10 protein-coding genes are annotated in these 13,145 nt (G+C 71.0%); 5 read left to right on the plus strand and 5 right to left on the minus strand.

Features of this window, described 5'->3' with window-relative positions; translation table 11 throughout:
* The first annotated feature begins 210 nt into the window (after positions 1 to 210).
* Positions 211 to 1,872, plus strand: coding sequence for a protein kinase (locus tag ABZV38_RS01445; protein WP_356323307.1), 1,662 nt, complete (start codon positions 211 to 213; stop codon positions 1,870 to 1,872).
* Positions 1,873 to 2,417: 545 nt separating this feature from the next.
* On the opposite strand, the gene ABZV38_RS01450 is transcribed toward ABZV38_RS01445, so the two are convergent.
* Positions 2,418 to 2,747, minus strand: coding sequence for a hypothetical protein (locus ABZV38_RS01450; protein WP_356323309.1), 330 nt, complete (start codon positions 2,745 to 2,747; stop codon positions 2,418 to 2,420).
* A 196-nt stretch (positions 2,748 to 2,943) separates the two neighbouring features.
* On the opposite strand from ABZV38_RS01450, the gene ABZV38_RS01455 reads away from it, so the two are divergent.
* From ABZV38_RS01455 to ABZV38_RS01470, 4 genes are all read left to right on the plus strand, one after another.
* Positions 2,944 to 3,561 (plus strand): PadR family transcriptional regulator, encoded by a 618-nt coding sequence (locus ABZV38_RS01455; RefSeq protein ID WP_356323311.1) that lies wholly within the window; start codon positions 2,944 to 2,946, stop codon positions 3,559 to 3,561.
* 146 nt (positions 3,562 to 3,707) lie between these two features.
* Positions 3,708 to 4,493, plus strand: a complete 786-nt coding sequence (locus tag ABZV38_RS01460; RefSeq protein WP_356323313.1) for an ABC transporter ATP-binding protein — start codon at positions 3,708 to 3,710, stop codon at positions 4,491 to 4,493.
* Positions 4,490 to 7,342: an ABC transporter permease gene (locus ABZV38_RS01465; RefSeq protein ID WP_356323315.1), complete on the plus strand. Its 2,853-nt coding sequence runs from the start codon at positions 4,490 to 4,492 to the stop codon at positions 7,340 to 7,342. The genes ABZV38_RS01460 and ABZV38_RS01465 overlap by 4 nt, the downstream gene beginning before the upstream one ends.
* Before the next feature lie 133 nt (positions 7,343 to 7,475).
* On the plus strand, positions 7,476 to 8,018 hold the full coding sequence (locus tag ABZV38_RS01470) for a bacterial proteasome activator family protein (RefSeq protein WP_356323317.1): 543 nt from the start codon (positions 7,476 to 7,478) through the stop codon (positions 8,016 to 8,018).
* Between the two features lie 105 nt (positions 8,019 to 8,123).
* On the opposite strand, the gene ABZV38_RS01475 is transcribed toward ABZV38_RS01470, so the two are convergent.
* From ABZV38_RS01475 to ABZV38_RS01490, 4 genes are all read right to left on the minus strand, one after another.
* Entirely contained in the window at positions 8,124 to 9,113 is a 990-nt protein-coding gene (locus ABZV38_RS01475; protein WP_356323319.1) for an NAD(P)H-quinone oxidoreductase, read from the minus strand.
* A 104-nt stretch (positions 9,114 to 9,217) separates the two neighbouring features.
* Entirely contained in the window at positions 9,218 to 10,351 is a 1,134-nt protein-coding gene (locus ABZV38_RS01480) for a potassium channel family protein (RefSeq protein ID WP_356323321.1), read from the minus strand.
* Positions 10,309 to 11,913, minus strand: a complete 1,605-nt coding sequence (locus ABZV38_RS01485; RefSeq protein ID WP_356323474.1) for a molybdopterin molybdotransferase MoeA — start codon at positions 11,911 to 11,913, stop codon at positions 10,309 to 10,311. Before ABZV38_RS01485 ends, ABZV38_RS01480 begins: the two co-directional genes overlap by 43 nt.
* A gap of 353 nt (positions 11,914 to 12,266) precedes the next feature.
* Positions 12,267 to 13,115, minus strand: a complete 849-nt coding sequence (locus tag ABZV38_RS01490) for an NTP transferase domain-containing protein (RefSeq protein WP_356323323.1) — start codon at positions 13,113 to 13,115, stop codon at positions 12,267 to 12,269.
* Between the last annotated feature and the right edge of the window lie 30 nt (positions 13,116 to 13,145).

Here is a 13,145-nt window from a genome sequence, read left to right on the forward strand (position 1 = left end):
CGGACACCCCGTTTCCGAGAGGGACGGGCCATCCAACCGGCTGCCGCACCGCCCACGCAAATTCCATGCGGTTCCTGTAACGCTTCCGAGACGCTTCTTGTGCGTAGGGTCACGGAACGGGCACCCGGCTTGACGTGTCGTACCCCTCGGGCAGACTTGGCGCGTAATAGGGATCTTCGCGTGAGACGCGCGCCTAGGGGGAAGCAAGTCATGAGCCAGGACGGCGCACACGGTGCCCAGGGTCGCTACGCGGGCGGTTCGGTCGCCGGCGGCCGTTACCAGCTTCGCGACCTGCTCGGCGAAGGCGGAATGGCGTCCGTATACCTGGCGTACGACTCCGCACTCGACCGCCAGGTGGCGATCAAGACGCTGCACACGGAACTGGGGCGCGAACAGTCTTTCCGTGAGCGGTTCCGGCGCGAGGCGCAGGCTGTAGCCAAGCTGCAGCACACCAACATCGTCTCGGTCTTCGACACCGGCGAGGACGAGCTCGGCGGCGCGCTGATGCCGTACATCGTCATGGAGTACGTGGAAGGGAAGCCGCTCGGCTCCGTACTCCAGGAGGACATCAGCAATTACGGTGCGATGCCGGCCGACAAGGCGCTCAAGGTGACCGGCGACGTGCTGGCCGCACTGGACACCAGCCACGAAATGGGCCTGGTCCACCGCGACATCAAGCCCGGCAACGTCATGGTGACCAAGCGCGGTGTCGTGAAGGTCATGGACTTCGGCATCGCCCGCGCCATGCAGTCGGGCGTCACGTCGATGACGCAGACCGGCATGGTCGTCGGCACTCCCCAATACCTCTCTCCCGAACAGGCCCTGGGCCGTGGCGTGGACGCGCGCTCCGACCTCTACTCGGTCGGCATCATGCTGTTCCAGCTGCTGACCGGACGGATCCCGTTCGACGCGGACTCCCCGCTCGCCATCGCGTACGCGCACGTCCAGGAGGAGCCGGTCGCGCCGTCCTCTATCAACCGGTCGATCACCCCGGCGATGGACGCGCTGGTGGCCCGCGCACTGAAGAAGAATCCGAACGAGCGCTTCCCCAGCGCGGCGGCGATGCAGGACGAGATCACGCGTGTGCTGAGCGCAGGCGGCCGGACGGGTGCCCCGGTGATCATCGGCGGCGGCGCACCGGCGAACAGCGGCTCGGGCGTCGGCTCGGCGGTCTTCCCGCCGGTCGACCAGTCCACGCCGGCGCCGCAGAGCGTGCAGATGCCGTATCAGCCGCAGCAGTACCAGCAGCAGCCCGGCCCGTACGGCCCGCCGACACCGGCCCCTGCCCCTGCCCCTTCGCCGTCGTACGGCTACCCGCAGGCGAACCCGGCGTACCAGACCCCGGCTCCTCTGCACCATCAGCACCAGACGCCGGCGCCGTACACCATCGCACCGCAGCCGGTGGGTGGCGGCGGTTCCGGCAGTGGTGGTGGCAGCAAGCGGAACATGCCCGTGATCGTGGGCTCGATCGTGGTCGCGCTGATCGCGATCGGCGGCCTGATCACGGTGCTGTCGCTGAAGGACGACCCGGGCTCGGACCAGGGCAAGGGTGGCGACCCGAGCAGCTCGGCGGTGGCCGGCGAGCACAAGGATCCGGAGCGGAACCGGACGATGAAGACCGCGGACTGCACGGACGCCATGGAGGACAGCGACGACCCGAACAAGGTCGACGCGCCGAGCTTCCTGTACAAGGACATCGTCTCCGCGAAGGAATGCGCCCTGGCCGCGGGCTGGACGATCAAAACGATCGAGGTCCCCGGGAACACCTACGCCGAGGACCAAGTCGTCGACCAGTTCCCCTCCGCGGGTACCGCCGTTCCCGAAAAGGGCGCCCACTTCGAGCTGCGCATCTCCACGGGCGACCCAGCCTGAGCAAGCCGGTAGCCCTGTTCGGCGGTAACCCGTTCAGCGGTACCGCTCTTCGGCGACAGCACTGTTCCTACGGAAGTGACGGCCCGGCACGTATGAGGTGTGCCGGGCGATTCGCCTCACGATCCACCAGATGCCGGACATATCGACACATGTGACGCTGACCTCATGGCTTCAGGACTCCTCCCCCCATGGGCTTCGAGGTGCCTGGCCTGTCTGGTCATAGCGACGGGGGCGGCGCTAGGGCCGGTGCAGGGTCAGGCGCGCGCGGTTCAGCGCGAACCCGGCTGGACGCCGGAGCCGGCACGCGGGCCGGCCAGCCCTTCGGCAGCCGCTGCGGCGGCTCCCGAGACCCCCACGACTCCCCCCTCCTCCCCGTCCGCCGAGCCGTCCGTCGACTCCTCGGCCGTACCGTCCGCCGCTCCTTCCGCTGATCCGCCCGTCGGCCCCTCGACAAAACCGCCCCCGGGCCTCTCGGCCGATCCGCCCGTCGCCCCTTCGGCCGAACCGTCGTCGAAATCTCCCTCTCCGGCGCCTGCGACCCCGACCTACCGCGCCCCGGCCGTCCCTGCCGCCTCGGCGTCGCCGTCCGCTTCCGACTCTCCGTCGCCCTCGCCGTCCGCTTCCGCCCCCCCCTCGCCCTCACCCTCCGCCAGTCCGTCCGCCGGACGGCCCGCGCACCCCGAGGCGCAGCACCCGCTCGCCGGGCGGCAGGCCGGGGAAGGGCGGCTGCGACCCGGGCGGCCGTACTCTCCGCAGGAGCTCGCGCAACGAGACGAATCCTTCGACCAGTCCGACCAGCTGCCCGCCGCGACGGCCCCGGCGGCGCTGCCCTCGACGCCGACCGCGACGACGACCTCGGCGACGATTTCGGCCACCGGCTCCGCGGCGCCGGGCCGACTCGCGCCGCAGGCCCTCGACCGGCCTGCCGTGCGGCAGGTGAAGCTGGTGTCGCTCGGCACCGGAATCGCCCTGATAGGGCTGGGTCTGGGCTTCCTCGGGGTCCGTCTGCGCCGCACGAACTGAATGGCACGGGACTTGCATCAAGCAACATACTCGGTATACATACTGAGTATGTCGATCCGCCATGGCCTCCTGGCCCTCCTGGAGCGCGGGCCTCGCTACGGCTCCCAGCTCCGCACCGAATTCGAGTCGCGCACCGGCTCCACCTGGCCCCTGAACGTCGGCCAGGTGTACACCACGCTCAGCAGGCTGGAACGCGACGGCCTGGTCGTCCAGGACGGCGAGGACGACCAGGGCCATGCCCTCTACTCGATCACCGACGACGGCCGCACCGAACTGCGGAACTGGTTCGAGACGCCCGTAGACCGCAGCAGCCCGCCCCGCGACGAGCTGGCGATCAAGCTCGCCATGGCCGTCGGTGCGCCCGGCGTCGACATCCGGGCCGTCATCCAGTCGCAGCGCCACCACACCGTGAGGGCGATGCAGGACTACACCCGGCTGAAGGCGCAGGCCCTCGCCGACGTCCCGGGCAACCGCGACGAGGTGGCCTGGCTGCTCGTACTGGAACAGCTGATCTTCCAGGCCGAGGCCGAGGCCCGCTGGCTGGACCACTGCGAGTCGCGACTTGTCCGCCTGGCCGAGGCCGCCGCCACGGATCCGGAACCCGCGGCGCGTACGGCCAACCACGCCCAGGCACGCACGCCTGCCCGATCGCGTACCCGGCGCTGACCACCCGTGTACGTGGGCGCCGACTGTCCTCGATCGCTGGCGCCGCCCGCCCGCATGCGGGGCGTCGACCGCCTTCTGCCGCGTCGCCGGCCGCCCGCGTGCGCGGATTTGACCACAGACCATTCCCGAGGGGGGAACCACTCACCATGTCCTCGCACGACCCGTCCGCAACCCCGTCGCCCCGACTGTCCGCCGCACCCCTGCCGGTCGACGCTCCCGTGCTCGAACTCCGCGCCCTCACACGTACCCACGGCACCGGCATCGCCGAGGTGCACGCCCTGCGCGGCATCAATCTCTCGGTGCACACCGGTGAACTCGTCGCCGTGATGGGCCCGTCCGGCTCCGGCAAGTCCACCCTGCTCACCCTGGCCGGTGGTCTCGACGCCGCGACCGGCGGCCAGGTGATCATCGAGGGTCAGGACATCTCCACCCTCGGCCGCAAGGGTGTCGCGGCCCTGCGCCGGCGCAGCGTCGGCTATGTCTTCCAGGACTACAACCTGATCCCGGCGCTGACCGCGGCCGAGAACATCGCCCTGCCGCGCGAGCTCGACGGGGTCTCCGTGCGCAAGGCACGCAAGGAGGCGCGGGCCGCGCTGGAGGAGATGAACCTCCTCCAGATCGCCGACCGGTTCCCCGACGAGATGTCCGGCGGCCAGCAGCAGCGGGTCGCGATCGCCCGCGCGCTGGTGGGCGACCGGCGCCTGGTGCTCGCCGACGAACCGACGGGGGCGCTCGACTCCGAGACCGGTGAGGCCGTCCTCGCCCTGCTGCGCAACCGGTGCGACCAGGGCGCGGCCGGGGTGATGGTGACGCATGAGCCGCGGTACGCCGCCTGGGCGGACCGGGTCGTGTTCCTCCGGGACGGCTCGATCGTCGACCAGACACTGACCGCCGGTGCCGACTCGCTGCTCGCCGCCGAGGGCGCCAAGTGAGCGTGTTCACGGGCTGGCGTGCCGCCCTCAGGATCGCCCGGCGCGACGCGATGCGGGCCAAGGGCCGCAGCGCACTGGTCGTCGCCATGATCGCGCTGCCGGTGCTCGGGGTGACGGCCGCCGATGTGACGTACCGCAGTGTGGAGCCGACCCAAGCCGAGAAGCTGACGGCCTCGATGGGCTCCGCGGACGCGCTGTTCAGCGATCCGGGGATGGGGTCGGGCGCGATCCAGCAGATGCCCGACGGGCAGTCGTACGGCCCGGCGTCGGAGGACAGCACGCGGCCGGGCGACGAACCCGTGCCGCCGATCGACATAGGGGCCGCGCTCCCCGAGGGCGCGCACGCGGTCAGCATCCAGTCCGTCCCGGCGAGCGTCACCACCAAGTACGGCATCACCACCACCGACATCGTCGAGTTCCGGACCTCGGACCCGATGGCCCGCGGCAAGGTCGACCTCGTGCGGGGCGACCTTCCGCACGGCGACGGCGAGATGGCCGCCACCGAGCCCTTCCTGACGAAGTCGGGGCTGCACGTCGGTTCGCGCACCACCCTGCGCGGCGCCGAGCGCACCTACACCATCACCGGGGTCGTCGAACGGCCCGACGACCTCAAGTCCGCGGCCCTGTACGCCGATCCGGGAGCGGTCATCGCCCCGTGGACGAACACGGCCCGGCACGACAAGAAGGTGCTTCCGCCGAACGTCGACTCCAAGAAGTGGCTGGTCAAGGGCGCCGAGGGGGCGGGCGTGAGCTGGTCCGACGTGCTCGCCGCCAATGCGCAGGGCGTCCTCGTCATGTCCCGGCAGGTCGTCCTCGACCTGCCGCCGGACTCCGAGGTCCCGATGGCCCGGTCCATGAGCGGCACTTCGTACAGCGGTTCCGAGGAGCTGAGCGCGGCGCTGGTCACCGTGGTCGCCATGGCCGTCCTGGAGATCGTGCTGCTCGCCGGACCGGCCTTCGCCGTCGGCGCCCGCCGCTCCCGCCGCCAGCTCGGCCTCGTCGGTACGTGCGGTGGCGACCGGCGTCATGTCCGGGCCGTGGTGCTCTCCGGCGGGCTGGTGCTCGGCAGCGTCGGTGCCGTGGCCGGTGTCGCGGCCGGATTCCTGCTCACCGTGGTGTTCCGCCCGGTGATCGAGGGCTGGGCCGGACACCGCTTCGGATCGCTGGCCGTGCAGCCGTCGGAGCTGCTGATCATTGCCGTGCTCGGCCTGATCACCGGTCTGCTGGCAGCGCTCGTACCCGCGATCGTGGCGAGCCGGCAGTCCGTACTGGAGTCGCTCAGCGGCCGCCGTGGCATCCGGCACAGCTCCCGGGTACTGCCGGTGCTGGGCTCCATCACCCTGCTGGTCGGCATCGCGGTCGCGGTCTACGGCGGCACCAGCGGCAGCTCGACACTGGTCGCCGGCGGTTCGGTCGTCGCCGAACTCGGCCTGCTCGGCTGCATCCCGGTGATCGTCGGCTTCCTCGGGCGGCTCGGCCGCAGGCTGCCGCTCTCCCCACGGATGGCTTTGCGCGACGCGGCCCGCAACCGGGGGCGTACGGCCCCGGCGGTCGCGGCCGTGATGGCAGCCGTCGCGGGCTCGGTCGCCATCGCCACCGTCATGTCCAGCGGCCAGGCCGAGTCGGAGTTCGAGTACACGGCGAGGCTCACCCCCGGCACGGTCGTGCTCACTGCCTCCGACGGCAAGACGGCCGACCGGCTCCCGCTCGCCCGCGCCGCCGTCGAACGCAACCTCGCCGTCACCGGTGGACATGCCGACGTCGGCCGGGCCTGGGCGGGCAGCGACTGCAATGTCTACTACGAGGAGGAGAAAGGCTGCGGCTCGGTCGAGCTGATCAAGCCCACCGGCAAGGGCCACTCCTGCCCGCTCGTCGGCAAGGGCGCCAAGAAGCTAGCCGCGAGTCTCTCCGCCGAAGAGCACAAAAAGCTGGTGCGGTCCCCCGCCTGCCTGGACGAGTTCATGAGCCCGTTCAACGGCTCGTCGGACGGCATCGTCCTGGGCGACGCCAAGTTCCTCTCCACCTATGTGAAGCTCCAGGACCCCGCGGCCGCCAAGGCCCTGGCGGCCGGCACACCCGTGCTGCTCAACCCGGCGTACGCGAAGAACGGCGAGGTCACCCTCAAGGCCGTCCACAGGTACAGCGACCGCGACAAGAAGAACCGCAAGCTGCACCCGGGCAAGGCCGAGACCCGTACCGACCGGCTGAAGGTGTATCAGGCACCCGAGCAGTACGCCACCACGTCCGGGGTGCGCATGATCCTGCCTCTGCAGACAGCGAAGCGGCTCGGTCTGCACACCGAGGCGAACGGCAGTGTCTACGCGGTCGCCCATGAGCCGACGGAAAGCGAGGACCAGCGGGTCTCGGCGGCGATCGAACTGGCCGGCGGCGGGATCTACCTTCAGTCAGAGAGGGGTCCGCTGGGTCGGGAGGACACGATCCTGCTCTTCCTCTCCCTGTTCGCGGGCGTGGTGACCCTGGGCGCGGCCGCGATCGCGACCGGTCTCGCCAAGGCCGACGCGGAGGCAGACCTCATCACGCTCAGCGCGGTGGGCGCACCCCCACGCGTACGGCGCACCCTCTCCGGTTTCCAGTGCCTGGTCGTCGCGCTCACCGGCGTCCTGCTCGGCACGGCAGCCGGTCTGGTGCCCGCAGTGGCGCTCCGGCTCATCGATCTGCGTGAGGCCGTGAAGAACATGCGGGTGCAGCCGATGGAGTCCGCCTACACGCCGATCGTGTTGCCGTGGGCGACCATCGGGTTGCTGGCCGTGGTCGTACCGTTGCTGGCCGGGCTGGGTGCGGCGGCGTTCACCCGCTCGCGGCAGACCGTGGCGCGCCGGGCCGGATGACACGCGGCCGAACACTTCGGTCGAGGGCTGATTGCTGGCTGACCGGGCGGTTTCGGTGCCCCCGAGAATGGTGGATCAACCGTAACCGGGGGCACCACCCTGTTGAACAGCACGTGTGCGAGAGAATGGCGGCATGGAGATGCCGAGGAATGAACGGTCGCAGGAGCACCCCCAAGTCCTCGTAGTGGGACAGGACGGCATGGCGATCGGCGGCGGTGGCACTGACGACGAATCGCGTGAGGTCCCGGTGACAGAAATGGTCGAACAGCCCGCGAAGGTCATGCGCATCGGCAGCATGATCAAGCAGCTCCTGGAAGAAGTCAGGGCGGCTCCTCTCGACGAGGCGAGCCGGGTCCGGCTCAAGGAGATCCACGCAAGCTCGGTGAAGGAGCTGGAGGACGGCCTCGCGCCGGAGCTGGTGGAGGAGCTCGAACGGCTCTCCCTGCCGTTCACGGAGGAGTCGGTTCCCTCCGAAGCGGAACTCCGGATTGCACAGGCCCAGTTGGTGGGCTGGCTGGAGGGTCTCTTCCACGGCATTCAGACGGCGCTGTTCGCCCAGCAGATGGCGGCCCGCGCGCAGTTGGAACAGATGCGCCGCGCGCTTCCGCCGGGCAGCGGTCACGACGACGACGGTTCGGACCCGCACGGGGCGATCCGGTCGGGCCCGTACCTGTAAGGCAGTACGCGGTTTCCGTACCTCAACCTCATCCACGTACATATGAACAGCGGGCCCGGCACACCGGAGTGTGTGCCGGGCCCGCTGTGTCTCTTTCCGCTGCGTTCAGGCCGCCGCCGGCGTACGCAGGAGCACCTTGCCGATGTGTGTGCTGGACTCCAGCACCCGGTGGGCCTCCGCGGCGTCCGCCATCGGCAGCGTACGGTCCACGACCGGCCGGACCACGCCACTGTCGATGAGCGGCCACACATGCTCGCGCACGGCGGCGATGATGGCGGCCTTCTCGGCGAGCGGGCGCCCACGCAGGGAGGTCGCGGTGATCGCGGCGCGCTTGTTCAGCAGAGCGCTCAGATTGAGGTCGCCCTTGACGCCGCCCTGGAGGCCGATGATGGCGAGCCTGCCGTTGACGGCGAGCGCCTTCACATTCCGGTCCAGGTACTTCGCACCGACGATGTCGAGGATGACGTCCGCGCCCGCCCCGTCCGTCGCCTTGCTCAGCTCCTCGACGAAGTCCTGCTCCCGGTAGTCGATCAGGATGTCGGCCCCGAGCTCCGCGCACCGCGCCAGCTTCTCGGGACCGCCCGCGGTCACCGCGACCCGCGCGCCCACAGCCTTGGCGAGCTGGATCGCCATCGTGCCGATACCGCTGGAGCCCCCGTGCACCAGCAGCGTCTCGCCGGGGCGCAAATGGGCCACCATGAACACGTTCGACCAGACCGTGGCCGTCACCTCGGGCAGCGCCGCGGCCACCGCCAGATCGACGCCGTCCGGCACGGGCAGCAGCTGCCCGGCAGGCACGGCGACCTTCTCCGCGTAACCGCCGCCCGAAAGCAGCGCACACACCTCGTCGCCGACCGACCAGCCGGTGACACCGGGGCCGACTGCGGCGATCCGGCCGGCGCACTCCAGACCGGGGTACGGGGACGCGCCGGGCGGCGGGTTGTAGAAGCCCTGCCGCTGCAGGACATCGGCGCGGTTGACCGCGCTGGACACGACCTCGACGAGGACCTCGCCCTCGCCGGGTACGGGATCGGGGACCTCGGCCCATACGAGCGCCTCGGGACCACCGGGTGCGGGGATTGTGATCGCATGCATGGCGGCGAGGCTACTCCGTGGTGTCGGCGCAACGGGTCGGCAGCGGGGTTTCGACACGTTGCGAGCGTCGCCCGTCCGAGGCGCAGGCCACTCGCCCCTTGCTGTCACGCCCCTTGCTGACGCGGCGCATTCAGCGGCGAGGCGCCGCCCGAGACACGCACAATAGTGATCAGACGGTCCGTCAACTGCAGCGGACTGGCCGCCGGATCGTCGTAACCGATCAGCCGGTGGCCGCGCAACACGCTCACGACCAGATCGCCGGTCTCCCGGACGCTCTTGCCGACCTCGGCCTTTATCACCGGCCGTTCGACAAGATCGAGGCCGGTGCCCTGCTGGATCAGTTCCTCCATCACCGTGCCCGCGCTGGGGCTGAGGACGGAGAGGCCGAGCAGCCGGCCCGCCGCACTGGCGCTGGTGATCACGGCGTCGGCGCCGGACTGCCGCAGCAGCGGTGCGTTCTCCTCCTCGCGGACCGCAGCGACGATCTTCGCGCCGCGATTGAGCTGCCGCGCGGTCAGTGTGACCAGCACCGCCGTGTCGTCCCGCTGGGTGGCGATGATGATCTGACGCGCCTTCTGGATCTCGGCCCGCAACAGCACATCGCTGCGCGTCGCATCGCCGACGACGCCGACGAACCCTTCGGCATTGGCGGCCTCGATCACCTCGGTCGCCGGGTCGACGATCACGATCTGTTCCTTCGTCAGACCGGTGGCACAGAGCGTCTGGATCGCCGACCGGCCCTTGGTGCCGAAGCCGACGACAACTGTGCGGTCACGCAAGTTGGTTCTCCAACGGTTCAGCCGGAAGTCCTCCCGGGTCCGCTCCGTCAGGACCTCCAGGGTGGTGCCGACCAGAATGATCAGGAAGAGCACGCGCAGCGGTGTCACGAGCAGCACATTGGTCAGCCGCGCGGTGGCGCTGTACGGGGTGATGTCGCCGTACCCGGTGGTGGAGAGGGTGACCGTCGAGTAGTAGACGGCGTCCAGCAGGTCCACCGAGCCATCGGCAGCGTCGTGGTAGCCGGAACGGTCGAGCCAGACGATCAGCACCGTGGCGGCCAGGACCAGTATCGCCATCAGCAGCCGCTTGGCGACCTGCCGGAGAGGCCGGTCGACGACTCGGCGCGGAAGCAGGATCCGGGTGGGGACGAGGTGCTCGTCGACCCGCCGGGCCATCGCGTCGTGGCCGGGAAGTTTCACGTGAAACACCCTTCCGTCCACGGCGTCGCCGAAGCCCACGGCAGATCGAGGATCTCCACCTCGGTGCCGGACCGTACCCCGCCCGGCGGTACGACGGCCAACCCGTCGGCGGCGGCGATCCCGCGGAGCATGGCCGGGCCGTTGTAGTGCAGAGGCACGACGTGCTCGACCCCGTCACCTGCCGCGCTGCCGGCGCCCTCGCCGGATCCGCCCCGATGGACGACGGGGACCAAGCGGGTGTCGTGCGGGTGGCCGTGCACCTCGTCGCGTACGACGACCCGGTACGGCTCCGCCGGTGCGCGGCCGGCCAGCCCGCACAGAAGAGGCTCGGCGAGGGTGAGGAGACCGGAGACGGCAGCGAGCGGGTTGCCGGGCAGTCCGACGAGATACGGGCCACCGGAGGGCAGCCGGGCCAGCAGCATCGGGTGGCCGGGGCGTACGGCGACGCCGTCGACCAGCAGCCCGGCACCGATCTTGGCGAGGATCGGGTGGACGTGGTCGACCGGACCCGCCGCGGTGCCGCCGGTGGTGATGACGAGGTCCGCGACGGAGGTGGTGAGGGCGTGCCGAAGAGCCTCCGCGTCGTCGCCGAGACGGCGCGGGGCGGAAACCTCGGCGCCCAGGACCCGCAGCCAGGGGCCGATCATGGGGCCCAGGGCGTCCCGGATCAGGCCGTCGTGCGGCAGACCGGCAGTGAGCAGTTCGTCCCCGAGGACGAGAACATCGACGCGCGGGCGGGGGACCGTCACCAGTTCGTCGTATCCGGCGGCGGCGGCCAGGCCGAGGACGGCGGGCGTCACCAGGGTGCCGACGGGCAGGAGTTGATCGCCGGAACGGCACTCCTGACCGCGTGGCCTGATGTCCTGCCCGGGGACCACCTGGCGCTGTGCGTACAACAGCCCCTTGGCCTCGTCCACTTGGGCGTGTTCGCTCCGGATCACGGCGGTGGCATTCGCCGGGATGCGGGCGCCCGTGGCGATCCGTACGGCATCACCGTCGGGGAGCGGGGTCGGCGCGCTGTGTCCGGCCAGGATGCCCAGCCCTCCGCCCCCGCCTTCGCCCTTGTGGAGCGTCCAGGGGCCGGGTCCGGCGACGACCCAGCCGTCCATGGCGGACGTGTCGAACGACGGCAGATCCGTGAGCGCGGCCAGGGGTTCGGCCAGCACGTGTCCGAGGGCCCGGTCGAGGGCAAGCCGCTGCGTACGGGGGGCGGCGCCGCGCCCGGCCCGCGCGGCAACAGCACGAGCCTCACCCCAGGTGGTGGCCTGTCTGCGCCGGTCGTGGGCAGGGGCCTGACCGGAACCCCGGCCGGAACCGTGCTCGGAACCGGAGGCATTGCCGGGCTCCCGGTCAGGGCGGCGACCGGGGCTCCGGGCAGCGCCGTGACCAGAGCTGTGGTCGGCACTCTGGCCAGAACTGTGGTCAGAATCGTGGTCAGAACTCTGGCGAGGACGGGACCCGGGACCGGCGGCGGGTCCCTGTTCGAGGCGCGGGCCGGAACTGTGACCGGAGCTCTGCCGATGACTCTGCGCCGAGGCCCTGCCCTGGGGCTGCGGCTGAGCCACGAATCGAGGCTCACGCGAGGCCTGACTCGCAACCAGCGCAAGAGCCTGATCGACAGCACGGTCCTCCTCGGCAGCATGGGCTGCCTCGGCGGTGTGGGCCTGCTCAGCGGCGCGGGCCGCGTCGGCAGCATGGGCCACCTCCGCTACGCGGGGTTCTCCGGCGCCCTGCGCCACCCCGGCCACCCGGCCTGCCTCCGCCGCGTGGACCTGCTCGACGGCACCGGCTTCCTCCGCGACGCGGGTCGCCCCGGCCACCCCGGCCGCACGGTCCTCCGGCGGAGCAACCGCGGCGTCCTGCTCAGCCGCCCGGGTCCTGATCCCCAGATCCGGCGGAGGAACCGGCGCCCGCTCGGCCGCCGGACCCCCTTCGGGCTTGCGTTGGGGCGCCGTCATGGCGTCTCGGCCTCGTCCGCCCAGCGGAGGGCGAGCGCGGTCGCCTTGCGAGCAGCCTCGGCCACCGCCTCGGGTCCGCCCCCGCCGTCGCTCGCCGTCGCCGCCGCGTACCCGACCAGAAACGTCGTCAGGGGCGCGGCGGGCCGGGCCACACCGTGGGCGGCATCGCGGGCGAGGTCGAGCAGGACGCCGGTGTCGACGTCGAGTTCGATGCCCAGTTCATTCTTGACTGCGGTGATCCATTCATCCAGCACGGTCCCATGCTCTCTGATACGGGCCCGGGCCGCGGCAATGTCTTCCCAGGTGTCGCAGTCGAACGAGGCGAGCGGACCGGCCTCGACGCGGGCGAGGTCCAGTTCAGGTGTCAGCAACCGCAGCGGCAGTCCGGCCAGGCCGCCGTGCTCCGTGGCGAGCAGAGCCAGCTCGCGGCGGAGTGGTTCGGCGCGATAGACCGCGACCAAGGGCTGCTCCCGGCCGTCCTGATCGACGCACAGGGCCCCGTCGCGCTCTCCGTGCCCGGCGGCGGCCAGCAGCGCCTTGACCGTGCTCTCCCCGAGAAACGGGAGGTCGGCGGAGAGCACGAGCACACGCTCCGCGCTCGTATGCCGTACCCCGGCGCCGAGTGCCGCCAAAGGGCCTCCGCCCTGAGGCTCTTCGCGTGTCCAGGTCACAGCGCGCAGGGTGGGCCGCCGACCGCCCACCACGATCGTGGTGGCGGCATCGGCGCAAGCGGCGAGCACCCGGTCGAGCAGTGCCCGGCCACCTACCCGAACGGCCGGCTTGTCGGCACCCCCGAGGCGCTTGGCGGCCCCTCCGGCAAGAACGATGGCGTCATACGCGGTCATGTCCCGAGTATGCGTGCCACACGCTCCCGT

The sequence above is a fragment of the Streptomyces sp. NPDC005181 genome, assembly GCF_040608395.1.
GTDB lineage: Bacteria > Actinomycetota > Actinomycetes > Streptomycetales > Streptomycetaceae > Streptomyces.